Here is a 21114-nt window from a genome sequence, read left to right as displayed (position 1 = left end):
TGACTGGGGCTAAGTCGTAACAAGGTAGCCGTACCGGAAGGTGCGGCTGGAACACCTCCTTTCTGGAGTTCTGAAAATGGGCTTTAGTATAGTTAGTGTAGTATGTACGTAAGAGATGAGTTAGGTGGTTTTTCTGAATGTGCGTACTCGCTTCTGCTGTCGATATCTTTTCTTCTCACCCATCGCGAGGCGGTGACTGGCTATCCAGCTGGTCACCGCCTTTATTGCTTGCCCCTACTTGTTTGATCACAAACTTTCCTTATCTTTGCCCTCACCTAGTGCGATAGGTGGCTGGAGGTGCACCAATTGGAGTGAGCCTTTGGTTCTATTGAAATGATGTGGAAAGGAAGAGCAGGGACTTAGATAATTTGTTTATGAAATTATTAGATATTAAGGCTTGTTCCCTTGGGAACAGCTCTATCTACTCCCTTTTTTCGGGAGAGGAATATAATACCCCCATAGCTACCCAGGATTTCTACTTGGATATAGCTACGATGTCTTTGGGAGACCTTGAACTAGAGGAGTTCTTTTTCTTTAGGATAAGGTCTCGGGGAGTATCCGATGGTTGTCAGCAGATTGTATTACAGCAGCTTTTTAGACAACCAAACGAGATAGTCACCCATCTCCCTAGTGGTTGTTGCGTGATTTTATGTAACTCTTCTAGGTCTCCAAGAAGCGTATGGCTTGTACCTGTGTTCTTGGAGAATACTACTCGAGATGTTCCTGATTCGATAGGTAATCAGTCGAGGACTTCTCCTACTGCCAGAAAGACTGATAGCCCTCCATTTTGGAGGCGTAGTTGGATTCAGTCTTTTGTCCAGTTTTTTGTTCAGTTTTTGGCGAGCTTCTTGTCAATGTGGTTGTTTGAATTTACAAATCATTAAAAAATAATTGCTCCCTGCTCTTTTGCTCCGCATTACCCTCTCGCATATTGTAAGGCATCTTCACTATAGTGAAGATGCCTTTATTTTGCTCATTATCATAAGCTCTATATGCTGTTAGTTGAGGCGGTGACCGGCGGATAGCTGGTCGCTGCCTCGCTTTGCTTTATGCCGCATTTATTCAATTAGTGGGGATAGTGCCAAGAGAAGTAATTCTATTTAATTTTATATGATTAAAGAGAATTGCTACATTTGTGTATTGGATAATGATTAGATATGAGTGCACCGATAGAGACTCCTCCTACCCTTACTGCAGAGGAGCAAGAATATATACTCAGCCACCCTTCGGATATTCAGCTGGAGGGGTTTCTAAGTGAGTGTAATGACCGTTATGCTTATTGGACAGAGATCAAGTATAAGTATAAAGAGATAGAGCTGCCATTGACGCCGCGCCTTTTGTGGGGATATCTGAAGAAGCATCGTAGAGCAGCGGGCATCAGCATTTATCCTCGCTATGGACTGCGACTCTTTGTGACACCTCAGATGCAGGGGCAACTGTATGAGTTGGATCAATTGCTTCAGGCAGACCGTTTTGTCACGGAGCTAATTCCTCCAGCGCACAAACGTCGCTATCTGATGAGCGCTCTGATGGAGGAGGCTATACGCTCCAGTCAGATCGAGGGGGCAGCTACGACTCGTAGGGTGGCTAAGGAGATGCTACGTAAGAACATCACACCCCGAGATCGCTCTCAGCGGATGATCCTCAATAACTACCGCACGATGGCGCTCCTGCAGGAGCAGCATAATGCTGAGATGACCGAGGAGCTTCTCCTGCAGATTCATCGCTCGATGGTACGGGGTACGCTGGAGCACTCTGCGGACGAAGGACGGTTCCGTACAGAAGAGGATGATGTCTATGTAGCGAACGAACTAACGAAAGAGGTGGTACACACGCCTCCTCCTGCCTCCGAACTCTCAGACTTCATGCAGTTCTTCCTCTCGCTCTGTAATGATCGGGAGCAGCCGACTTTCATTCACCCGATTCTGAGAGGGATTATTATTCATTTCCTCATCGGCTATATGCACCCCTTTGTGGATGGTAATGGTCGTACGGCACGTGCGCTCTTCTTTTGGTATATGCTCCGCTCAGGCTATTCGCTCTTGGAGTATCTATCTATCTCGCAGGTTATCTATAAGGGGAAGAGTCAGTATGAAGAGGCTTACCTCAAGGTAGAGACGGATGATCTGGATCTGGGGTACTTCGTGCAATATCATCTCAAGGTGCTACGTCTCTCTATCGAGAGCTTCAAGAGCTATGCCGAGCAGAAGCTCAAGGAGCAGGAGAGCCTAACCCCTCTCCTGCGTATCGGAGGACTCAATGAGCGCCAGATGCATATCCTCAGACTTTACCAAGATAGCGATGCCCTATCGCTGACGGGTGGAGAAGTCGTACAGCGCTTCGGGGTCACATTAGCGACAGCTAAGTCGGACTTGAAGGGGCTTGTCGAGCGAGGCTTCTTAGACGAAATAGCCTATAATAAGGTCAAGCGTGGATACCTCAAGAGCTCACGCTTCGATGAGCTCTTGGAGGAAGGCTTGTCGGGGTAAGCGACGAGGCTCGCTGAGCTAAGTCTTCGTACCTTTACGCTGTAAATACATTATAGATATGACCAAAGACCAATCCTTGCTCCGTGAAGGCGAGCATCTCTTGAGCGAAATCAAGAGCCTCGGAGAGGAACTCCTCGCCGAGAGCAATGAGCCCGCCCTCCTCCCCGCTATATATACGCGTCGCTCCATCCGTAAGTTCGTCGACACCCCGCTGACGGGCGACGAAGTGCAGGTCCTCCTCGAGGCAGGGCTGCGTGCGCCTTCGTCCAAGAATAAGCACACGACGCAGTTCATCCTCGTCGAAGATCATGAGACGCTTGACCGCCTCAGCCGTATGCGCGAGAGCGGAGCGCTCTTCCTCCAGCAGGTGCCCTTAGGCATCGTCGTGCTGGGCTCGCCGATGGAGTGTGAGCGCTGGATCGCTGATGCTTCGCTGGCAGCGGGCTATATCCAGCTACAGGCAGAGGCGCTTGGCCTCGGTTCGTGCTGGGCAGATGCCTACGGATGCTATACGGGCGCTGGGCAGGAGTCTGCCGAATACGTGCGCAATGTCCTCGATATCCCCTATCAGCTCGAGGTGCTTTGTATCCTCGCCATCGGGCATAAGGCGGGCGAAGCTGCGCCCCGCCCCACGGAGACGCTGAAGTGGGAGAAGATCCATATCGGTCGCTATCAGATGGCCGAAGAGCCGACCGAAGAAGCCTAATGACGGCAGAGCGTATTGTCCTCCTGGGGGCAGGGCGCCTGGCGACGCACCTATCGCGTGCGCTGAAGCCCTATGCCCCTGAGCGCAGGATCGTACAGATCTATAGCCCTGGAGGGCATTCGGCTCGACGGCTTGCCGAGAGCCTCGGGGGCGATGTGCAGGTGGCGAGCCGTGTGGATGAACTTGATCGCACGGCAGACTGCTACCTCTTCGCCGTACCCGACACGGCTATCGCCGAGGTCGCAGAGAGCCTCTCTGCGCACGAGGTGGGTCGTGATGCCCTGTGGGTGCATGTCTCGGGAGCTACGCCGCTGGAGGCGCTCTCGCACTGTCACCGGGACGCTGCGGTGCTCTATCCGCTGCAGACCTTCTCCGAAGGGCGCGAGCTGGACTTCCGCAAGGTACCCCTCTATCTCGAGGGGACGACCCCCGAAGCGAAGACGGCTGTGGAATCTCTTGGCCGTGAGCTGAGCGACGTCGTTGCCTGGGCTACGAGCGAGCAGCGTCAGGTGCTACATATCGCCGCCGTCGTCGCGTGCAACTTCTCCAACTACCTCATCGGCAGGGCTGAGAGCCTGCTCACATCGCAGGGACTCCCGCCAAAAGCCATCCTTCCTCTGCTGGATGAGATGAATGAGAAGCTGCATCATCTGCCTGCCGTAGAGGCGCAGACGGGGCCCGCACAGCGCGGTGACAGGGAGACGATTCGCCGACATCAAGCGTTTCTTATAAGGAGTGGTGAGACAGAACTCGCCGCCCTCTATGACGAGCTGAGCACTGCCATTCAGCATATCTATGGAACGATATAGTTGGTAATCAAATAAAATTTTTAATTTTGTCCCGCTAAAAACGGGAGGACACCCTTAGGGGGACTCTCCCTGCACATAGAAATATTGTCATGGGCGTCGTGAGACGGCCATCAGGTCTCTTAGGAATCATACCTTCTGGGTTACGGGAAGATTGCGTTTGGTGTTCGTAGTGTGGTAAGGTGTGATCACCGAGGGCCTACTTTAGGCGTGTGACTTTGAAAGCTTCGGCTCTCAGGTCACACGCTTTCTGTTTTTAGTGGGTTCGGCCCGTCTGCTGATGCGCCTCACAGCACCTTCTATTATAGGGGGAAGGGAGGAAGCTCCGCAGGGTGGTTTGCGAACCAGTACTGGTCACTGATCGAACCAGTACTGGTCGATGATAGTAACCAGTACTGCTCACTCTGGCGACCAGTACTGCTCACTCTGGCGACCAGTACTGCTCACTCTGGCGACCAGTACTGCTTCATTTTGCCCTCCTCGAGAGCCCGCTCTGGATCGGAGGGTGGGAGGGTGGACTTCTCTTGGCTGACGCGCGAGGTGTGGAGCAATTGGCAATTCCAGAAAAATTACTACCTTCCGAGCATGAAGCAACGAAATCGGCTTCAAGATTATCGAACCAATAAATAACAACAAGTATGAAGACAGCACAGGAAATTATAAACAACCCCTTTATCAATAAGGGGACTGCGTTTACGCTGGAGGAAAGAAAGGCGCTCAAGCTCGTGGGAGTTCTACCAACTGTCGTCCAGACCTTGGAACAGCAGGTAGCACAGACCTACCAAGAGTTTCAGAAGAAAGTTAGCGATTTGGAAAAGCGAGTTTATCTGATGACGCTCTTCAATACGAACCGAACCTTGTTCTATGCTTTGATGTCACAACACGTAGAGGAGTTCATGCCTATCGTCTATGATCCCACGGTTGCGGATGCAATTCGGCAATACGACGAGTTGTTTATGAAACCTCAAGACGCCGCTTTTCTCTCCATTGACCACCCGGATGAGATAGAAGAGGCTTTGAAGAACGCAGCCGGTGATCGCGATATTCGTCTGATTGTCGTCACCGATGCCGAAGAGATTTTAGGTATAGGAGACTGGGGAATTGGCGGAGTCGCCATCTCCATTGGCAAACTTATGGTCTATACGGCTGCTGCTGGTATCAATCCGAATCAAGTGCTACCCTTGGTGCTGGATGTCGGGACCAATAACAAACAACTAATTGAAGATCCTCTCTATCTGGGCAATAGACATCCTCGTGTACGTGGAGAGGCGTATTATGACTTCGTAGACAAGTTCGTATCTACAGCCGAGCGCCTATTCCCACGCCTATATTTGCATTGGGAAGACTTCGGCAGGTCTAATGCCGCCACCATTCTAGAGAAATACCAGAACCGCATTACCACATTCAACGATGACGTCCAAGGAACGGGCATTGTAGCATTGGCAGGTATCCTTGGTGCATTAGAAATTTCTAAAGAAAAGTTCACCGACCAGCGAGTGATGGTCTTTGGTGCTGGTACGGCAGGAGTTGGTATTGCGACCCAGATTTCAGAGGAATTCAAGCAGCAGGGACTATCAGACTCCGAAGCCCGAGCACGTATCTACCTGGTCGACAAGCAAGGACTTCTGTTTGAAGACACCGAAGATCTAACAGAAGGGCAGAAGCATTTCGTGCGCCAACGTGCCGAGTTTGACAATGCCTCATCACTCACAGACCTCTATCATGCCGTGAAGGCCGTGCACCCAAGCGTGCTGATCGGCACCTCTACCACGCCGGGGATGTTCAGTGAGGAAGTTGTCAAGGAAATGGCTTCGGTAGTGAAACGACCGATAATATTCCCACTATCTAACCCAACAGAGCTAGCAGAAGCCACTGCAAAGGATCTTATCCACTGGACAGATGGTCGTGCGCTCATTGCAACAGGCGTCCCAAGCGCTCCGGTTGTCTACAACGGCATTACCTACAACATCGGGCAGGCCAACAATGCTTTGATGTATCCGGGGCTTGGGCTCGGCATCATCGCTTCCACTGCGAAATTGGTAACCCAAACCCTGCTCTCTGAGGCAGCCCACGCACTTGGCGGAATTGTTGACACTTCTAAGCCGGGTGCGGCCGTACTCCCCCCCGTCGAAAAGCTGACAGAATTCTCTGAGCACATCGCCATAGTGGTGGCAGAGTCCGCCATAAAGCAAGGGCTTACCCGTGAAAAGATAGAAGATGCTCGCAAAGCTATTAAGGCTGCGAAGTGGTATCCAAAGTACGAATAGGATACAAATTCAAAAAGGCCATGAGTATGTTATTCCAAAGTATACAAAGTGTACTGGTAATCATTCTGATTATCGCCTTGGGGTACGTGCTGCAGCAAAGGAGATGGTTTGGAGAAGAGTTCCCTAAAAACATCTCCCGTCTTATCACAGATATAGCCCTACCCGCTTCCATATTCTCCTCCGTATTGAAATATCTTTCACGAAGCGAATTGCTATCTCTAGGTAGCAGTCTGATATACCCAATGGGAGGGGTGGCAATAGCATACATCGTGGCTATTGTATTGGCAAAGGTATTGAAAGTGCGCCCCGGACGTCGGGGTACATTTATCAATACCATTGCCAATGCAAATACAATATTCATCGGCTTGCCTCTCAACATTGCCCTCTTTGGAGAGAATAGCATGCCCTATTTTCTTGTTTACTATGTTACCAATACGGTGTCGACTTGGGTTGTAGGCATTTTCTTCATAAAGGCCGATGACCCTACAAAGACCTCAAATAGCAAAACGCAGCACCTCAACATAAAGCAGATTCTCCCTGCTCCATTGATTGGGTTCTTCGTAGCAATCCTCTTCCTAATAGTCGGCATCCCTATTCCATCCTTTATAGACCAGACCTTCACCTACGTGGGCAACATTGTCACCCCCTTGGCCTTGCTTTATATAGGGATCATGCTATTCAATTCAAAGTTGTCATCGATCCGCTTCGACCGTGACACCATAGTAGCTCTTCTTGGGAGATTTATTCTCTCTCCTCTGGCCATCATCGGTCTCCTGCTGTTAGGAGGGCATTTAGGGCATGGGCTCAGCGTAGGTCTGAAAGAGACATTGATTGTCCAGTCGGCAACTCCGGCCTTGGCCATCCTTCCGGTCTTGGCAGCCTCTTCACATGGCGACACTCAATACGCCACCAATGTTGTTACAACGAGCACACTGTTGTTTGTATTCATCATTCCCATTATCATGTTTATCATGCCTTACATCATACATTAGGGAAAGGCGTTCTTCGGGGCAGCGAAATTTTAAGGTTTCACAAAAGAAGTAAGAGACCGCTCCCCCTCGCCCCACGGATTGTACCTTTGCGGCGAAAGGAGCGAAACCCTCCTTACCCACCCCCAACCGCTATCCCGAGCCCTCGTCGATTGGTTCGAAGAGAATGCCCGAGAGCTCCCATGGCGCACCACTCGCAACCCCTACCACATTTGGCTCTCGGAGGTCATACTGCACAAACGCGCGTAAACCAAGGGCTTGACTACTTTCTTCGCTTTGTGGAAGCCTTCCCCTCCGTTACCGACCTGGCACAAGCCTCCGAAGATCAGGTACTCAGCCTATGGCAGGGACTTGGCTACTACAGCCGAGCGCACAACCTCCATCGTGCAGCACACAAGTTATAGCCACGAAGCATCAGGGGATATTCCCCAAAGATTTTGCCTCGATACGTGCTCTACCCGGGGGGGGGCGACTACACCGCCGGAGCCATTGCCTCGTTTGCCTTTGATCTCCCTTACCCGGCCGTGGATGGCAATGTACTGCGCGTGATCAGCCGGCTACTGGCAAGCGAACTCCCCATAGAGACACCCTGGGCGGGAAGCGACTCTGCACCCAAGCGGTGGAGGAACTACTCGCCACCCAACTTCCCCCAAGCCAATTGGGGCAAGCCCTTATAGAGCTAGGCGCCTTGGTCTGCACCCCTCAATCGCCCCAATGCTCCGCCTGCCCTGCCTCATCGTGGTGCCGTGTAGCGGAGCTCCCTCTCGCTCGTCTCCTCCCCATAAAGGGGGGGGAGCTAACCCTTAGAGATCGCTACTTCAGCTACATCTATAGCACCTACCATCAGCAAGTCTTACAAGAAAAGCGAGGACGAAACGACATCTGGCGAGGACTGTATCAATTCCCTTTGTTTGAGAGTGACAGCCCCCAAATACCCGAAGCGGTAGCCCATTGGGTAGAGGACGAGCTCTCCTACTCGGGGGGCGCCTTGCGCCTACAACTTTCAGCCTTGAGCACCGGCTCTCCCACCAAATACTTCACATTACCATCTACACCGCCGAACTCGAGTCCGACGCCGTAGGGAGCACCAAGTACCAATGGGTGAACCGGAGCGAATTGGGCGATTACGCCCTCCCCACGCCTCTCATCCGCTTTCTCGAGCAACTGCACTGGCGTAGCCTCTCCGCCTCTCGAACTCACCCCCTCGGCGAGGTCCCATTTACCCCTGGCTTTCCTCCCATCCACCCTCCCTCGGTGGCTATGCACGCATTCGGGGCGTTTTCACTATCTTTGACCATGGTGTAGCCCGCCTACGAAGCGGATCTACTCCCCTTCGTACATTATATAGACAAGTAGAAACAATGGCAGAACAGGAAACTCCTCAGTTCAACATCGAGCTCCCCGAAGAAGTCGGTCAGGGTCAGTACGCTAACCTCGCAGTAGTCCTGCACTCGCAGAGCGAATTCATCCTGGACTTCGTCCGTCTGCTCCCTGGTCAGCAGTCAGCCCGCGTCCACAGCCGTCAGATCCTCACTCCCGACAACGCTAAGCGTCTGGTCCGCCTTCTGGAGCAGCACCTGGCTGGCTTCGAGCAGGAGTACGGCAAGATCGAGCTGCCCGAAGACGGCGCCGTCGAGGTGAATGCAAACTAAATCTGTGGCCTCAGCTTGAGGCTCGACGCGAGTCCCAAGCTAAGAACACACCTTGCTATCCTGACCCCACTGCCTCGTATGGGCGGCGGTCGGGATAGCTTTTTGATAAGAAGATCGTGATGGATAAGCCACTATTTGTGCTGGACTCCTCCCTACCATATCTGGAGGGGCTGGTGGAGCAAGTCGCTGACGTGCGCCGCCTGCCCAACCGTGACTTCACGCCCGAGACGATCCGTGGCGTCCGTGCCCTACTCATTCGCAGTGTGGTGCACGCCGGCCGCGAGCTCCTCGAGGGGAGCGGTGTCGAGATCGTCGCCACGGCTACCGCGGGCTTTGATCATATCGATACCGACTACTGCGCTGCCGCGGGTATCCGCTGGGAGAGTGCTCCAGGGTGCAATGCCGGGGGCGTCGTGCAGTATGTCCTCTCATCGCTCGTGCGCTGGTCGCTGGAGCGAGGCGCCTCGCTGGAGGGGAAGACTATCGGTATCGTCGGGGTAGGGAATGTCGGGGGACGCTTGGCCAAGCGCGTCGGCGCTCTCGGCCTCCGTCCGCTGCTCTGTGACCCACCTCGTGCTGAGCGTGAGGGCGCAGAGGGCTTCGTCTCGCTCGAGACGATCCAGCGCGAGAGCGATATCATCACACTTCACGTACCGCTGACGCGCTCGGGGCAGTACGCCACCGAGGGGATGGTCGATGAGGCCTTCCTCCAGGGCTGTGCGCGTCGTCCGCTCCTCATCAATGCCTGTCGTGGCCCCGTCTCCCCGAGTGTCGCGCTGCTGAAGGGGCTGGAGCTTCGTCAGATCTCCGACCTCATCATCGACTGCTGGGAGGGTGAGCCCGTCATCAATAAGACCCTCCTCGAGCGCAGCTTCATCGCCACACCACATATCGCTGGCTGGACGGCCGACGGCAAGTGGCGTGGATCGCAGATGGCGCTCGAAGCCGTATGTCGTGCCCTCGACCTGCCTCTGCCCGAAGGACTGTGGGACGAAGGCGTCCTCTACACGCCCGATGCCCCACGCATCGACCTCAGCGCCTTCCCCGAGGAAGAGCGCATCCTGCGTGCCCAGCTCCATACTTGCGACCTCAAGGCCACGACCCAGACGCTGAAGTCCGCTCCCGAGGACTTCGAGCAGGTGCGTCGTGCCTACCGCTTCCCCCGCGAAGCTTCTGCCTACACCGTCGTAGGTGCTTACCCCGAGGAGAAGCCCCTCTTAGAGCAGCTGGGCTTCACCCATATCGAGTAGTCCGCCACAGATCACACACCCTACATCTCCCTGTAGCTATGTCTCTTCTCCGCTCTCTACGCCTTCCCCTCTTGATGCTCCTTGCCCTCCTTCCCGAGGCACTGTGGGGACAGTATCGCACGGCACGCACTCCGCGCTCTGAGCAGATGCCCCTCTCGCCCGTCGTGGGAGCACTGGGCTCCGGGCAGATGATGCGCTCGGCAACAAACGTCCTGCGTGTGGCAGCACCCTCCGCTGAGGAGCTCCGCTCGGCTACGGCTGGGGATAAGGGCTTCCGCACCTATACCTTCGCTGTCGAGCGCCCCGTGGCAGAGGCTACCGAGGCGCTGGGACGTATGTACCAAGATGGAGCGGGGAACTATGTGTGGCGTGCTGAGGTCCAAGCCCCTCAGGCAAAGAACATCGGTCTGCGCCTCTCACGCTACGCCCTGCCCCGTGGCGGTGCGCTCTTCGTGACGGCTAAGGGGCGTCCTGCTAAGGGGGCGTTCACTGAGCAGAACAACGAGACGGATAGCCTCCTACAGATCGCTCCCATCGATGCCGAGACGCTGGTTCTCGAATACGAATATCCCGAGGGGACGCGTGCTGATCAGCTGAAGCTCCCCTTCCGACTTGATGCGCTCTTCTACGGCTTCCGCGACTTCCGCAGTGCTGGCCGCGCGGAGAATTTTGCCCAACCTGGGGAGCCTTTCTACGACCACCCACGCGCTTCGCTCGCCTCGCTGAGCTGTGCGCCCAACGCTATCGCCTATCCCGATGCGTGGAAGCAGAGCCGTAGCACGCTCCTTCTCATCGTCGGTGGAACCAGCGCCAGCACGGGTTCGCTCATCAACAACACCCGCTCCGACGGCACGCCTTACGTCTTGACCTCGGCACACTGCCTCAATAATCTCTTTAAGCTCCTCGGCGATCTCGGTGCTGTGAATCGCAATGCCTCGACGACCGTCTTCTTCTTCAGCTTCCAAAGCCCCCTGCGTGAGGGCAACGTGCGACCCACGGAGGAGCAGAGCTTGAGCGGAGCCAACCTCGTCGGCTACAATGAGAATACGGATATGTGCCTGCTGCGTATCAAGGGGCTTCCTCGCAGAGCTAACGGCACGCTCGGCCCGATCCCAGCGGCCTATCAGCCCTACTTCGCTGGGTGGAATATCAATGAGTCGCCCCAAGGACCCTTCGTCGGTATCCACCATCCTGGGGGCTCAACCAAGCGCTACAACCTCACCCGTGACACCGAGCTGCGTACCAACGACTACGACCTCTCCTATGAGGATAAGCACGGCTCCGTGCGCTTCATCTCGTGGAGCGACGTGCACTGGGAGGTGAATGCTTGGGCTGTCGGTGCAACGGCTGCGGGCTCTTCGGGCTCGGCACTCTTCGATAAGGATGGCCTCATCGTCGGCGCCTTGACGGGGGGAGCCTCCACTTGTGAAAGCCCCTATGACGACCGTTACTGGGCGCTCAAGCGCTCGTGGGTGTCCAATACCCCTGGGGCAGGTACGATCCGTTCGCTCCGTCCGTGGCTCGACCCCACGAACTCGGGCCGTAAGACCTGTGATGGCTACGACCCTATTGCGCCGAAGGTCGTGCAGCGCCTGAGCGCTATCTACCCCGATCCCGTAGCGACCTCAGCCGAAGTCGTCAAGCCCAACGTGACGCACACGCCCCGTACGGGTGTCGACGCCATCGGCAATGAGCTACGCCTTCCCCAGATATCGGGGGCTACGATCCTCGGGGCCTACGTCGTCTTCAAGAGCAATGATCAGCTCACCTCCGCAGACCTTCCACAGCTGCGTGTAGCGCTCCAGCCCTTCACCGATGACTATGCCCTCGGCGGTAAGGTCGTGGACTTCGCCTCCTCGACCCTCGGCACGTATGCACGCTATGATGCCTTCGGGGCAGCGCAGCGTGGCTCACGTACGCTCCGCTCCGATAGTATCGAGCTCTTCTTCCCTGCGCCCGATGGCTTGAAGCTCAGCCTCAGCGAAGGGCGCTACCTCCTCTCCTGTACGACGAGTGACAGCCGTGAGCTGCGTCTGCCGCTCCTGGCCTATGACGGGCCTGCTGACCGCCTACGTGGGTGGGCTGCGTGGACGCACCACTGGACAGATGGCTGGCGTCGCAGCACCGAGCTCCCTGGTGGGGCGTACTGGATCGACCTCCTCATCGAGACGACGACGCTGGTCAATCCTGAGGCGAAGAGCGACCTACCACAAGGTCTCACGGGTTACTACCACGGCGGGGCTCTGCACCTCGAGGGCGAAGAGCTACGCCGCACGCCCTGCGAAGTGCGTATCTATGACCTCACCGGTCAGCTCCATATGCACCAGAAGCTCACGCAGACGGGTGGCCGTGCCACGGTGTCCGTCACGGGGCTTGTCCCTGGGCTTTATATCGCTGCCGTGCGCCCCGCCTCAGGGCGTATCTCCGATGCCCACTCGATCTACTTCTCTCATAAGTGATCACCATCATTATCACATCCTTCCCATATCTCTACCACAATGATTACCCCCTATAAGGACAGTGCCGACCCGAAGGTGGACCAGGTCCGCCGGATGTTCAACCGCATTGCTCCACAGTACGACCGCCTGAACCTCGTCATCTCGCTCGGGCTGGACCGCTCTTGGCGCCGCAAGGCTCTGAGCTTCCTCGCTCCCTATGCTCCGAAGCACGTGCTGGATGTCGCTACGGGTACGGGTGATGTCGCTATCTCACTCGTGCAGACGATGCCCTCCGTCAAGAAGGTCACGGGCATAGATATCTCGGAGGAGATGATGCGCATCGGTGCGGAGAAGGTCCATCAGCTGGGCCTGAGCGACCGCATCGTCTTCGACCGTCAGGACTGCACCGCCACGAGCTTCGAGGAGAATACCTTTGATGCGGCGACGATCTCCTTCGGTATCCGCAACTTCCCCGACATCCCCGCGGCGGCACGTGAGCTGCATCGTATCATCCGCCCCTCGGGTGTGCTGGTCATCGCCGAGCTCTCCGAGCCGACGAATCCCCTCCTTCGTGTGGGCTACAAGCTCTACGCAGGGCAGATCATCCCGCTCATCGGGCGCTTCTTCTCGGACGATAAGGATGCCTACACGTACCTGCCGAAGTCCATCGCTGCGATGCCCCAGCGTGAGAAGATGGTAGCTATCCTGCAGGAAGCCGGCTTCAGCGAGGCCTTCTACCATAGTATCTTCCCAGGTACCTGCACGATCTACGTGGCTATCAAGGGGGAGCCTCTCCCCGAGATCCCCGAGGAGACGACGGAGGAAGAGCCCTCTGTGCCTGAGACTGAGGGCTAAGCAGAGCTACCTATATATACAGCGCGCCCCTGCTACCAGTCGGTAGTAGGGGTGCGCTGTATATGGTCTGGTGAGGTCGCTTAGAGGGGAAGGTAGACGACCTTCTTCGTCTTGAAGTACTCTTCCGAGAAGGTGGGGTAGAGGTCCTGCACCTCGACGATGCGCTTGTAGGGGCGGATCTCCGCCTGTAGCTCACCGCCCTTGAGGCAGATGAGTCCGTTGGGCATGCCATTGCGCTGCTCGTGATGGACGAGCTTGCGGGTGAAGCCGACCAGCTCATCGAGGCGCATGACGGCACGGCTGACGACGAAGTCAAACTGCTCCTTCACGTCCTCACCACGCCCGTGTAGCGTGCGCACGTTCTTCAGAGCGAGGGCTTCGGCGACGGCTGCTGCGACCTTGACCTTCTTCCCGATGCTGTCGACCAGCAGGAACTCGCACTCGGGGAAGAGGATCGCCAAGGGGATGCCTGGGAAGCCTCCGCCCGTACCGAAGTCGAGGATGTGCGTGCCAGGCTTGAAGCGGATCATCTGGGCGATGCCGAGCGAGTGGAGTACATGGTGCTCATAGAGCGCATCGATATCCTTGCGAGAGATGACGTTGATCTTTGCATTCCAGTCACGGTAGAGGGTATCGAGCTGGGTGAAGTGCTCGATCTGCTCGGGGGTGAGCTGGGGGAAGTAGCGGGTGATGATGTCGATAGCGGCCATGCGGTCTTAGGGCTGGATATAGTTGAAGATGATGCTCTGTGGGCGGAGGAGCTGACGTACCTCCTCGTAGGGGATGAAGATCTCGATGATCCCGATGGCGAAGGGGGCGATCTCGTAGGGATTGTACGTATAGGTCATGCCCTTGTCATCGAGGCGGAAGTTATCATTGCTCGTCAGGTCGGCAGCGTAGATACCATCCTTGCTCTCCATCTCCTGAGCGCTCTTGCGGCCGAACTCCTTGATGAGCGCACGCTGAAGGATCTTATTCAGCTCGGGGCCATAGCCGTCGATGAAGAGGTCTCCTTCGCTGATGACGTCCTTGCTCTTGCGGTCGAAGGTATAGTTCCCCGTGCCAGGCAGACCATGGGCAGCCCCTGCAGAGTAGGTGTACACATCCTTCTGCATCGTGATGATGTGGTCGTCGTGATAGGTGATGTGGTTGAAGATGGTCATTTCGCTCTTCATATCCTCCAGCTCCTTAGCGGAGAAGCCGAGGGAGTCAGCGCCGAAGAGGTATTCGCTACGCACCTCACGCAGATAGCGCTCTGTGGCTTCCTTGGGACTCCAGTTTGCATAGGCTTCGCCGAAGAATACACTGCTGACAGCCTTGAGGAGCGCGGAGTCATTCTTCGGGTAGCGGAAGAAGAGCTCTACCTCTACGGACGATCCCTTGCGTGCTGCCTGATTGTCGAAGTAGGTCGTGGAGACCACGATGGAGTCCCAGTCTAAGGGGCCATTGGGATCCTGTGTGCCTGCTGCGAGGGTCGAGTCGGCGCTCTGTGCGCTACCACTACGGCCCGTACAGCTGGAGAGGGTAGAGCCCATGAGGCACACAAAGAGGAGACAGAGAGAGGTGAGTGTGTAGAGTTGTTTCATTGCCGTAGCTATAGCTTCCTTGGGGGTAGAAGGCGGAGGCGCACCATCAGCGGTGAGCGTCTTGCACTTCGCATCACAAAGATACTTATTTGTTCCTCAGCCTCATTCCCTTCGTCTTGTATAGGTGTCAGCGTGCGTAGCTGTCCCTTCGTTCGCCTTGCAGTGAAGGGGCCTCGCATCTCTTGGAGAGAAAAGCGGGGAGCAGTAGTGGAATGCCTGCCGAAGTGTGCGAATAATAGTTGCGGACCAGTGGTAGATAAGCGCCGTCTACGTACGTGGCTCTAAAATCTACGTGCGTGGACCTTTGGATTTACATACCTGGTCATTAAGACTACGTGCGTGGATAGAGAAATACCACTACGGGGAGCTGCGCTTTTCTCCACGGAAATGCAGCTTTTCCTTATGCAGGATGAGACAAATCGCTGTGGCGGGATGAGATGCTACTATGGGAGGATGAGGGTACTGCGTACCTTAGCTTGGTGTCGGCTCTCGCCGTGCTCTTGCTGTAGATAGGGCGGGGCGCTAAGATATTTTATATCAGGAAAAAAGACGCAGGAAGAAGTCGGGTGGAGTGCCTTGCCTGTGTATATCGAAATCTTTATATATTTGTATTACCAAATTACACGTGAATCATAACCTATCATCAACTGCACCCTACCAATGAATCACCCACTCGTGGGGAGGTACCGTCACCGAGCTCTGGTCCTTTGGCTGTCTATCGTTTCGCTGCTCCTATTTATTGGGATCCAGGCGGTATGCTATGTCATTGCTTCACATCCTCGTTGGCTGTTTATTCTCTCCTTCTTCGTTCCGAATCTCATCGCTTTGACGTGGGGCGTACGCCTTGCGGATCGTCGTGGCCTGGAGCGTGGTATCATCCTCCTCGGTGTCGCAGGAGTTAGCTTTTTATTCATGGGCCTTTTTGGCATCGGCTGTCTTTACTTTAGCATCTAATCCCCCCCTCTTCCCCCTACACATCCCCCCGAGCGAAGTCTCGCTCTCTACGCACTGTGCTGCGCCCCGAAGGGGTATGGCAGAGGCTTCGTGCACCCGCAATCCGTCTGATTGATGTAAATTTGTAGCTCCCATAGGTGGCTCCCTTCGCGAGAGGGTGTCCGTCTTAGGGTGCAAAGCAGTCAACAGAATAAACTATATAGATACATTACGAAGTCCACTATTATGGAGTTAGCAACCAAGTACAGCCCCGAGGCTGTGGAGAATAGATGGTATGAGTACTGGATGCAGCACAAGCTCTTCCACTCGACCCCCGATCATCGCCCTGCCTATACCGTCGTCATCCCTCCTCCCAACGTCACGGGTGTGCTGCACATGGGGCACATGCTCAATAATAGTATCCAGGATATCCTCGTGCGCCGTGCGCGTCAGCGTGGCTTCAACGCCTGCTGGGTACCTGGTACCGACCACGCCTCTATCGCTACCGAAGCGAAGGTCGTCGGCCGTCTGGCTGCTCAGGGCATCCAGAAGCACGACCTCACGCGCGAAGCCTTCCTCGAGCACGCTTGGGACTGGACGCGCGAGCACGGGGGCATCATCCTCGAGCAGCTCAAGCGCCTCGGTGCTTCCTGCGACTGGGAGCGTACCGCCTTCACCATGGACGAGGAGCGCAGTCAGAGCGTCATCGACGTCTTCGTCGACCTCTATCGCAAGGGGCTCATCTACCGCGGCGTGCGTGTCGTGAACTGGGACCCCAAGGCACAGACCGCCCTCAGCGACGAGGAGGTCATCTATCAGGAGCAGCAGGGTAAGCTCTATTATCTGCGCTACTTCGTCGAGGGCGAGGCAGACAAGTATGTCGTCGTCGCTACGACCCGTCCCGAGACCATCATGGGGGACACCGCCGTATGTATCAATCCCAATGACGAGCGCTATCACTTCCTCCGTGGCAAGAAGCTCATCGTGCCTATCGTCGGCCGTGCAGTCCCCGTCATCGAGGACGAGTACGTAGACATCGAGTTCGGTACGGGCTGTCTGAAGGTCACGCCTGCGCACGACGTCAATGACTATATGCTCGGTGAGAAGCACCAGCTCCAGACCATCGATATCTTCCACGACGACGGCACGCTCAACGAGCATGGTGGCGCCTACGCTGGCATGGACCGCTTCGACGTGCGTAAGAAGATCGAGGCTGACCTCATCGCCGCTGGTCTGATGGAGAAGGTCGAGGACTACACGAATAAGGTCGGTCACTCCGAGCGTACCTTCGTGCCCATCGAGCCTAAGCTCTCGATGCAGTGGTTCCTCAAGATGGATGGCCTCGCTAAGCCCGCCCTCGATGCGGTGATGAATGACGAGATCCGTCTGCACCCTGCGAAGTTCAAGAATACCTACCGCCACTGGATGGAGAACATCAAGGACTGGTGCATCAGCCGCCAGCTCTGGTGGGGCCATCGCATCCCAGCCTACTACCTGCCTGATGGTAGCTTCGTCGTCGCTGCAAGTGATGAAGAGGCGCTTCGTCTGGCACAGGAGAAGAACGCTGATCTCACCGCCGCAGACCTGCGCCGTGAGAGCGACTGCCTCGATACCTGGTTCTCCTCTTGGCTCTGGCCTATCACCGTCTTCGCCCCCGCACTGAGCGAAGGCAACAAGGAGCTCGAATACTATTACCCCACCTCTGACCTCGTCACGGGGCCAGATATCCTCTTCTTCTGGGTAGCGCGTATGATCATGGCGGGCTACGAATTCCAGGGGAAGAAGCCCTTCGAGAACGTCTACCTCACCGGTATCGTCCGCGACAACCAGGGCCGTAAGATGTCGAAGACCCTCGGTAACTCACCCGACCCCCTGCTGCTCATCGACAAGTATGGAGCTGACGGCGTGCGTATGGGCCTCATTATGAGTGCTCCCGCTGGGAACGATATCCTCTTCGACGAATCACTCTGCGAGCAGGGTCGTAACTTCTGTAATAAGATCTGGAACGCCTTCCGCCTCGTGAAGGGCTGGACGGGCGAAGCTGCTGCTACGCCTCAGCCCGAGGCCTCGCGTCTGGCCTCCTACTGGATGCGTCAGGTGCTCAACAAGGCGGCTACCGAGCTTGACGATCTCTTCGCTAAGTATCGTATCAGCGAAGCTCTGACCCTCGTCTACAAGCTCATCCGTGACGACTTCTCCTCCTCTTATCTCGAGCTCATCAAGCCTGCCTACGGCTCGCCTATCGACGAGACGACCTGCCGTGAGGCGCTGGACTTCTTCGACGAGATCCTGCGTATCCTCCACCCCTTCATGCCCTTCATCACCGAAGAGCTGTGGCAGAACCTCGCCGAGCGCGCCGATGGCGAGAGCATCATGAACGCTCAGCAGCGCCCTGCCGAGGCCTATGATGAAGCCTTCCTCGCGCGCTTCGCTGCCGCTCAGGAGATCATCACCACCGTACGCAGCCTGCGTACCAGCAAGAACCTCTCGCCCCGCGAAGCCCTTGGCCTCGAGGCAAGCCCCAGCTATCCCACCGAGCTCGATGAAGTCCTCATCAAGATGGCAGGCCTCTCCGCTATTGACCGCAGCGGCGTGCGTAGCGAGGGTGCTGTGACCTTCGTCATCGGGACGGACGAATTCGCCGTGCCTATGGCTGCCTACATCGATGTGGAGGAAGAGCTGAAGAAGCTCCGTGCCGACCTCGAGTACCAGCAGAAGTTCCTCGCTGGCGTAGAGAAGAAGCTGAGCAACGAGAGCTTCGTGAGCAAGGCTCCCGAGGCGGTCATCAGCCTCGAGCGCAAGAAGAAGGCCGACGCTGAGAGCCGTATCGCGACGATCGAGCAGAGCATCCGCCAGCTCTCTGGCAACTAATCCTATCGCGATGCAACCACTGACCGAGCAACCCCAATACTCCTCGCAGGACCATCCCTTGGCTATCCATATCGGGAAGGTGCTGGAGGAGAAGGCGGGTAAGCGCCTCCCCCCATTCGTCCTGCGTCTCCTCGAGCGCATCATCCATCAGCGGGAGATCAATGATGTCCTCTACCGCTATGGACACCTTGATGGTATGGACTTCCTCGAAGCTCTGATGGGGGAGTTCGCTGTCACGACCGAATGGGTACACCCCGAGCGCCTGCCCGAGTCGGGGCGCTGCATCTTCGTCTGCAACCATCCGCTGGGTGGTATGGACGGCATCTCCCTCTCCTACATGCTGGGGAAGCGCTACGGCGACGTGCGCTATATGGTCACGGACTTCTTGTATTACCTCCGCCCGCTCCAGTCGGTCTTCCTGCCGGTGAATAACCGTCAGGGCTCGCAGGGCCGTGAGTCGATCACGATGCTGCAGGAGGCGATGCGCTCCGATGTGCCTATCGGCACCTTCCCCGCAGGCTCATGCTCACGTATCTTCGACGGCAAGCTGCAGGACCGCCCTTGGCATAAGACCTTCGTCTCGCAGGCCATCGCCAACGAGCGCGACATCGTGCCGCTGCACTACGTCGGGCAGAATAGCCGCCACTTCTACTGGATCTGGCACATCAAGGAGGCGCTGAAGATGAAGTTCGACCCAGGGCAAGCCCTCCTTCCCGATGAGCTCTTCCGTGCTCACGGCAGTCACTTCAAGGTCATCGTCGGGGAGCCGATCTCCTGGCAGAGCCTCCGTGACAGCGGCCTTACGCCCCAGCAGGAGGCCCAGCGTATCCGTGCGCTGAGCTACCAGCTCCGCGATGAGTATGATGCCACACTGACCAAGCGCTGATGTTTACCACACCGATCATCGCCCCTGTCTCTGCGGATCTCATCCGCCAAGAACTCACCCCCGACAAGCTCCTTCGCGCGACGAATAAGGGTGGGAACGAGATCTACGTCTTCCACGCAAGTACGGCTCCCGAGACGATGCGTGAGATCGGGCGCTTGCGAGAAGAGGCCTTCCGCTTCTACGGCGGCGGTACGGGGCGTGACTGCGACGTCGATGAGTTTGACCTCGCCGACGACGGCTATCGTCAGCTCATCGTGTGGGACCCCGCCGAAGGAGCTATCCTCGGTGGCTACCGCTTTATGTTCGGCGACGAGGTACAGATGGACGAAGCCACGGGGCGTCCACGCCTGGCGACGGCAGAGCTCTTTGAGTTCAGCCCCCGCTTCCTCGCAGACTACCTCCCCGTGACGATCGAGCTGGGACGCTCCTTCGTCTCCCTGCTCTATCAGTCTACGCGTATGGGGGCTAAGAGCCTCTTCGCGCTGGACAACCTCTGGGATGGCCTCGGAGCGCTGACGGTGCTCAACCCTGCGATGAAGTATTTCTACGGTAAGGTCACGATGTATGAGGACTACGATCCCCACGCTCGCAACCTCATCCTCTACTTCCTCGACAAGCACTTCCCCGACCCCGATCACTTAGTTCGCCCCACCGATCCGCTGCCCATCGTCGTCGACGAAGCCGAGATCCGCGAGCTCTTCCCCACGGATGACCGTCTGGAGAACTACCGTGCGCTGAACAAGGCGGTACGTGAGATCGGGCTGAACATCCCCCCGCTGGTCAATGCCTACATGGCACTCTCGCCCGAGATGCGTGTCTTCGGCACGGCGATCAACGAGGACTTCGGCCATGTCGAGGAGACGGGTATCCTCATCGCTATCGATGAGATCATCCCCGACAAGCGTGTGCGCCATATCGAGACCTTCGACCCCGACAAGGCACAGAGCGATCTGCTATGGACCAACATCTCAAGACGGGTGCGACTGGTGAAGAGTTAGCCTGCCGCTATCTGGAGCGCCACGGCTACTCCATCCTCGAGCGGAATTGGCGCCACCAGCATCGTGAGATCGACATCATCGCCCAGTGGGGTGAGACGCTCGTCATCGCCGAGGTCAAGACGCGTGGAGCCGGGAGCTTCGCCGAAGCTCGCACGACCGTCACCCGAGAGAAGCAAGCCTTCCTCATCTCCGCAGCCAATGCCTACATCCGTCAGCGTGCCCTCGATCTGGAGGTGCGCTACGATATCCTCGCCCTCGATATAGAGGCTGATGGGAGCTACACGATAGAGCATATTCTCTCGGCTTTCTACCCGCAGCTCGCGGGGCATCGCACAGGGCGCAAGTCGGGGCGCCCTCATCGGTAGTCCTTCGCTCATAGATATTCGCT

Annotated in this window: 17 protein-coding genes and 1 rRNA gene; 16 read left to right on the top strand and 2 right to left on the bottom strand. The window is 56.4% G+C overall.

Going from position 1 to position 21114, the window contains the following annotated elements; all coding sequences use genetic code 11:
• The 12 genes from KO088_RS06505 to ubiE all read left to right on the top strand — a co-directional run.
• Positions 1-62, top strand: a 16S ribosomal RNA gene (locus KO088_RS06505); the annotation flags it as partial.
• A gap of 1260 nt (positions 63-1322) precedes the next feature.
• Entirely contained in the window at positions 1323-2489 is a 1167-nt protein-coding gene (locus KO088_RS06500) for a Fic family protein (protein WP_215494064.1), read from the top strand.
• Positions 2490-2547: 58 nt separating this feature from the next.
• Positions 2548-3195: a nitroreductase family protein gene (locus KO088_RS06495; RefSeq protein WP_215494063.1), complete on the top strand. Its 648-nt coding sequence runs from the start codon at positions 2548-2550 to the stop codon at positions 3193-3195.
• Positions 3195-4004 carry a Rossmann-like and DUF2520 domain-containing protein gene (locus KO088_RS06490; RefSeq protein ID WP_215494062.1) on the top strand — a complete coding sequence of 270 codons (810 nt, stop codon included), beginning with the start codon at positions 3195-3197 and terminating at the stop codon, positions 4002-4004. The genes KO088_RS06495 and KO088_RS06490 overlap by 1 nt, the downstream gene beginning before the upstream one ends.
• Positions 4005-4639: 635 nt before the next feature.
• Positions 4640-6268 carry a malolactic enzyme gene (locus KO088_RS06485; protein WP_215494061.1) on the top strand — a complete coding sequence of 543 codons (1629 nt, stop codon included), beginning with the start codon at positions 4640-4642 and terminating at the stop codon, positions 6266-6268.
• A 20-nt stretch (positions 6269-6288) separates the two neighbouring features.
• Positions 6289-7260 (top strand): AEC family transporter, encoded by a 972-nt coding sequence (locus tag KO088_RS06480; RefSeq protein WP_251419850.1) that lies wholly within the window; start codon positions 6289-6291, stop codon positions 7258-7260.
• A 179-nt stretch (positions 7261-7439) separates the two neighbouring features.
• Complete coding sequence (locus KO088_RS08920; protein WP_421957758.1) at positions 7440-7661, top strand: hypothetical protein; 222 nt, start codon at positions 7440-7442, stop codon at positions 7659-7661.
• Positions 7662-8208: 547 nt separating this feature from the next.
• Positions 8209-8562 (top strand): NUDIX domain-containing protein, encoded by a 354-nt coding sequence (locus KO088_RS08915; RefSeq protein WP_215494060.1) that lies wholly within the window; start codon positions 8209-8211, stop codon positions 8560-8562.
• Between the two features lie 56 nt (positions 8563-8618).
• The gene (locus tag KO088_RS06475) at positions 8619-8909 is read left to right on the top strand and encodes a DUF3467 domain-containing protein (protein WP_044115752.1); all 291 of its coding nucleotides are present in this window, start codon (positions 8619-8621) and stop codon (positions 8907-8909) included.
• 119 nt (positions 8910-9028) lie between these two features.
• Positions 9029-10159: a 4-phosphoerythronate dehydrogenase gene (locus KO088_RS06470; protein WP_215494059.1), complete on the top strand. Its 1131-nt coding sequence runs from the start codon at positions 9029-9031 to the stop codon at positions 10157-10159.
• 38 nt (positions 10160-10197) lie between these two features.
• Positions 10198-12618: a trypsin-like peptidase domain-containing protein gene (locus tag KO088_RS06465; RefSeq protein WP_215494058.1), complete on the top strand. Its 2421-nt coding sequence runs from the start codon at positions 10198-10200 to the stop codon at positions 12616-12618.
• Positions 12619-12657: 39 nt separating this feature from the next.
• A complete protein-coding gene (ubiE, locus tag KO088_RS06460) occupies positions 12658-13452 on the top strand; it encodes a bifunctional demethylmenaquinone methyltransferase/2-methoxy-6-polyprenyl-1,4-benzoquinol methylase UbiE (protein WP_215494057.1) in 795 nt (264 codons plus the stop codon).
• Between the two features lie 80 nt (positions 13453-13532).
• Here ubiE and rsmG read toward each other — a convergent pair whose 3' ends face one another.
• Together rsmG and KO088_RS06450 are read right to left on the bottom strand one after the other, a co-directional pair.
• Complete coding sequence (rsmG, locus tag KO088_RS06455) at positions 13533-14162, bottom strand: 16S rRNA (guanine(527)-N(7))-methyltransferase RsmG (RefSeq protein WP_215494056.1); 630 nt, start codon at positions 14160-14162, stop codon at positions 13533-13535.
• Positions 14163-14168: 6 nt separating this feature from the next.
• Entirely contained in the window at positions 14169-15038 is an 870-nt protein-coding gene (locus KO088_RS06450; RefSeq protein ID WP_215494055.1) for an RsiV family protein, read from the bottom strand.
• Between the two features lie 1179 nt (positions 15039-16217).
• Here KO088_RS06450 and KO088_RS06445 point away from each other — a divergent pair.
• Genes KO088_RS06445 through KO088_RS06430 form a run of 4 tightly spaced genes read left to right on the top strand, consistent with a single transcriptional unit; the run spans position 16218 to position 21091 of the window.
• Positions 16218-18842, top strand: coding sequence for a valine--tRNA ligase (locus KO088_RS06445; RefSeq protein WP_215494054.1), 2625 nt, complete (start codon positions 16218-16220; stop codon positions 18840-18842).
• A gap of 10 nt (positions 18843-18852) precedes the next feature.
• Positions 18853-19728 carry a 1-acyl-sn-glycerol-3-phosphate acyltransferase gene (glsA, locus tag KO088_RS06440; protein WP_215494053.1) on the top strand — a complete coding sequence of 292 codons (876 nt, stop codon included), beginning with the start codon at positions 18853-18855 and terminating at the stop codon, positions 19726-19728.
• Entirely contained in the window at positions 19728-20726 is a 999-nt protein-coding gene (glsB, locus tag KO088_RS06435) for a glycine N(alpha)-acyltransferase GlsB (RefSeq protein ID WP_215494052.1), read from the top strand. The genes glsA and glsB overlap by 1 nt, the downstream gene beginning before the upstream one ends.
• Positions 20684-21091 (top strand): YraN family protein, encoded by a 408-nt coding sequence (locus tag KO088_RS06430; RefSeq protein WP_215494051.1) that lies wholly within the window; start codon positions 20684-20686, stop codon positions 21089-21091. The genes glsB and KO088_RS06430 overlap by 43 nt, the downstream gene beginning before the upstream one ends.
• Positions 21092-21114 lie beyond the last annotated feature (23 nt).

It is taken from the genome of Porphyromonas bobii, assembly GCF_943169685.1.
Classification (GTDB): domain Bacteria; phylum Bacteroidota; class Bacteroidia; order Bacteroidales; family Porphyromonadaceae; genus Porphyromonas; species Porphyromonas pasteri.
This window is presented reverse-complemented; position numbering and strand designations above follow the sequence as displayed.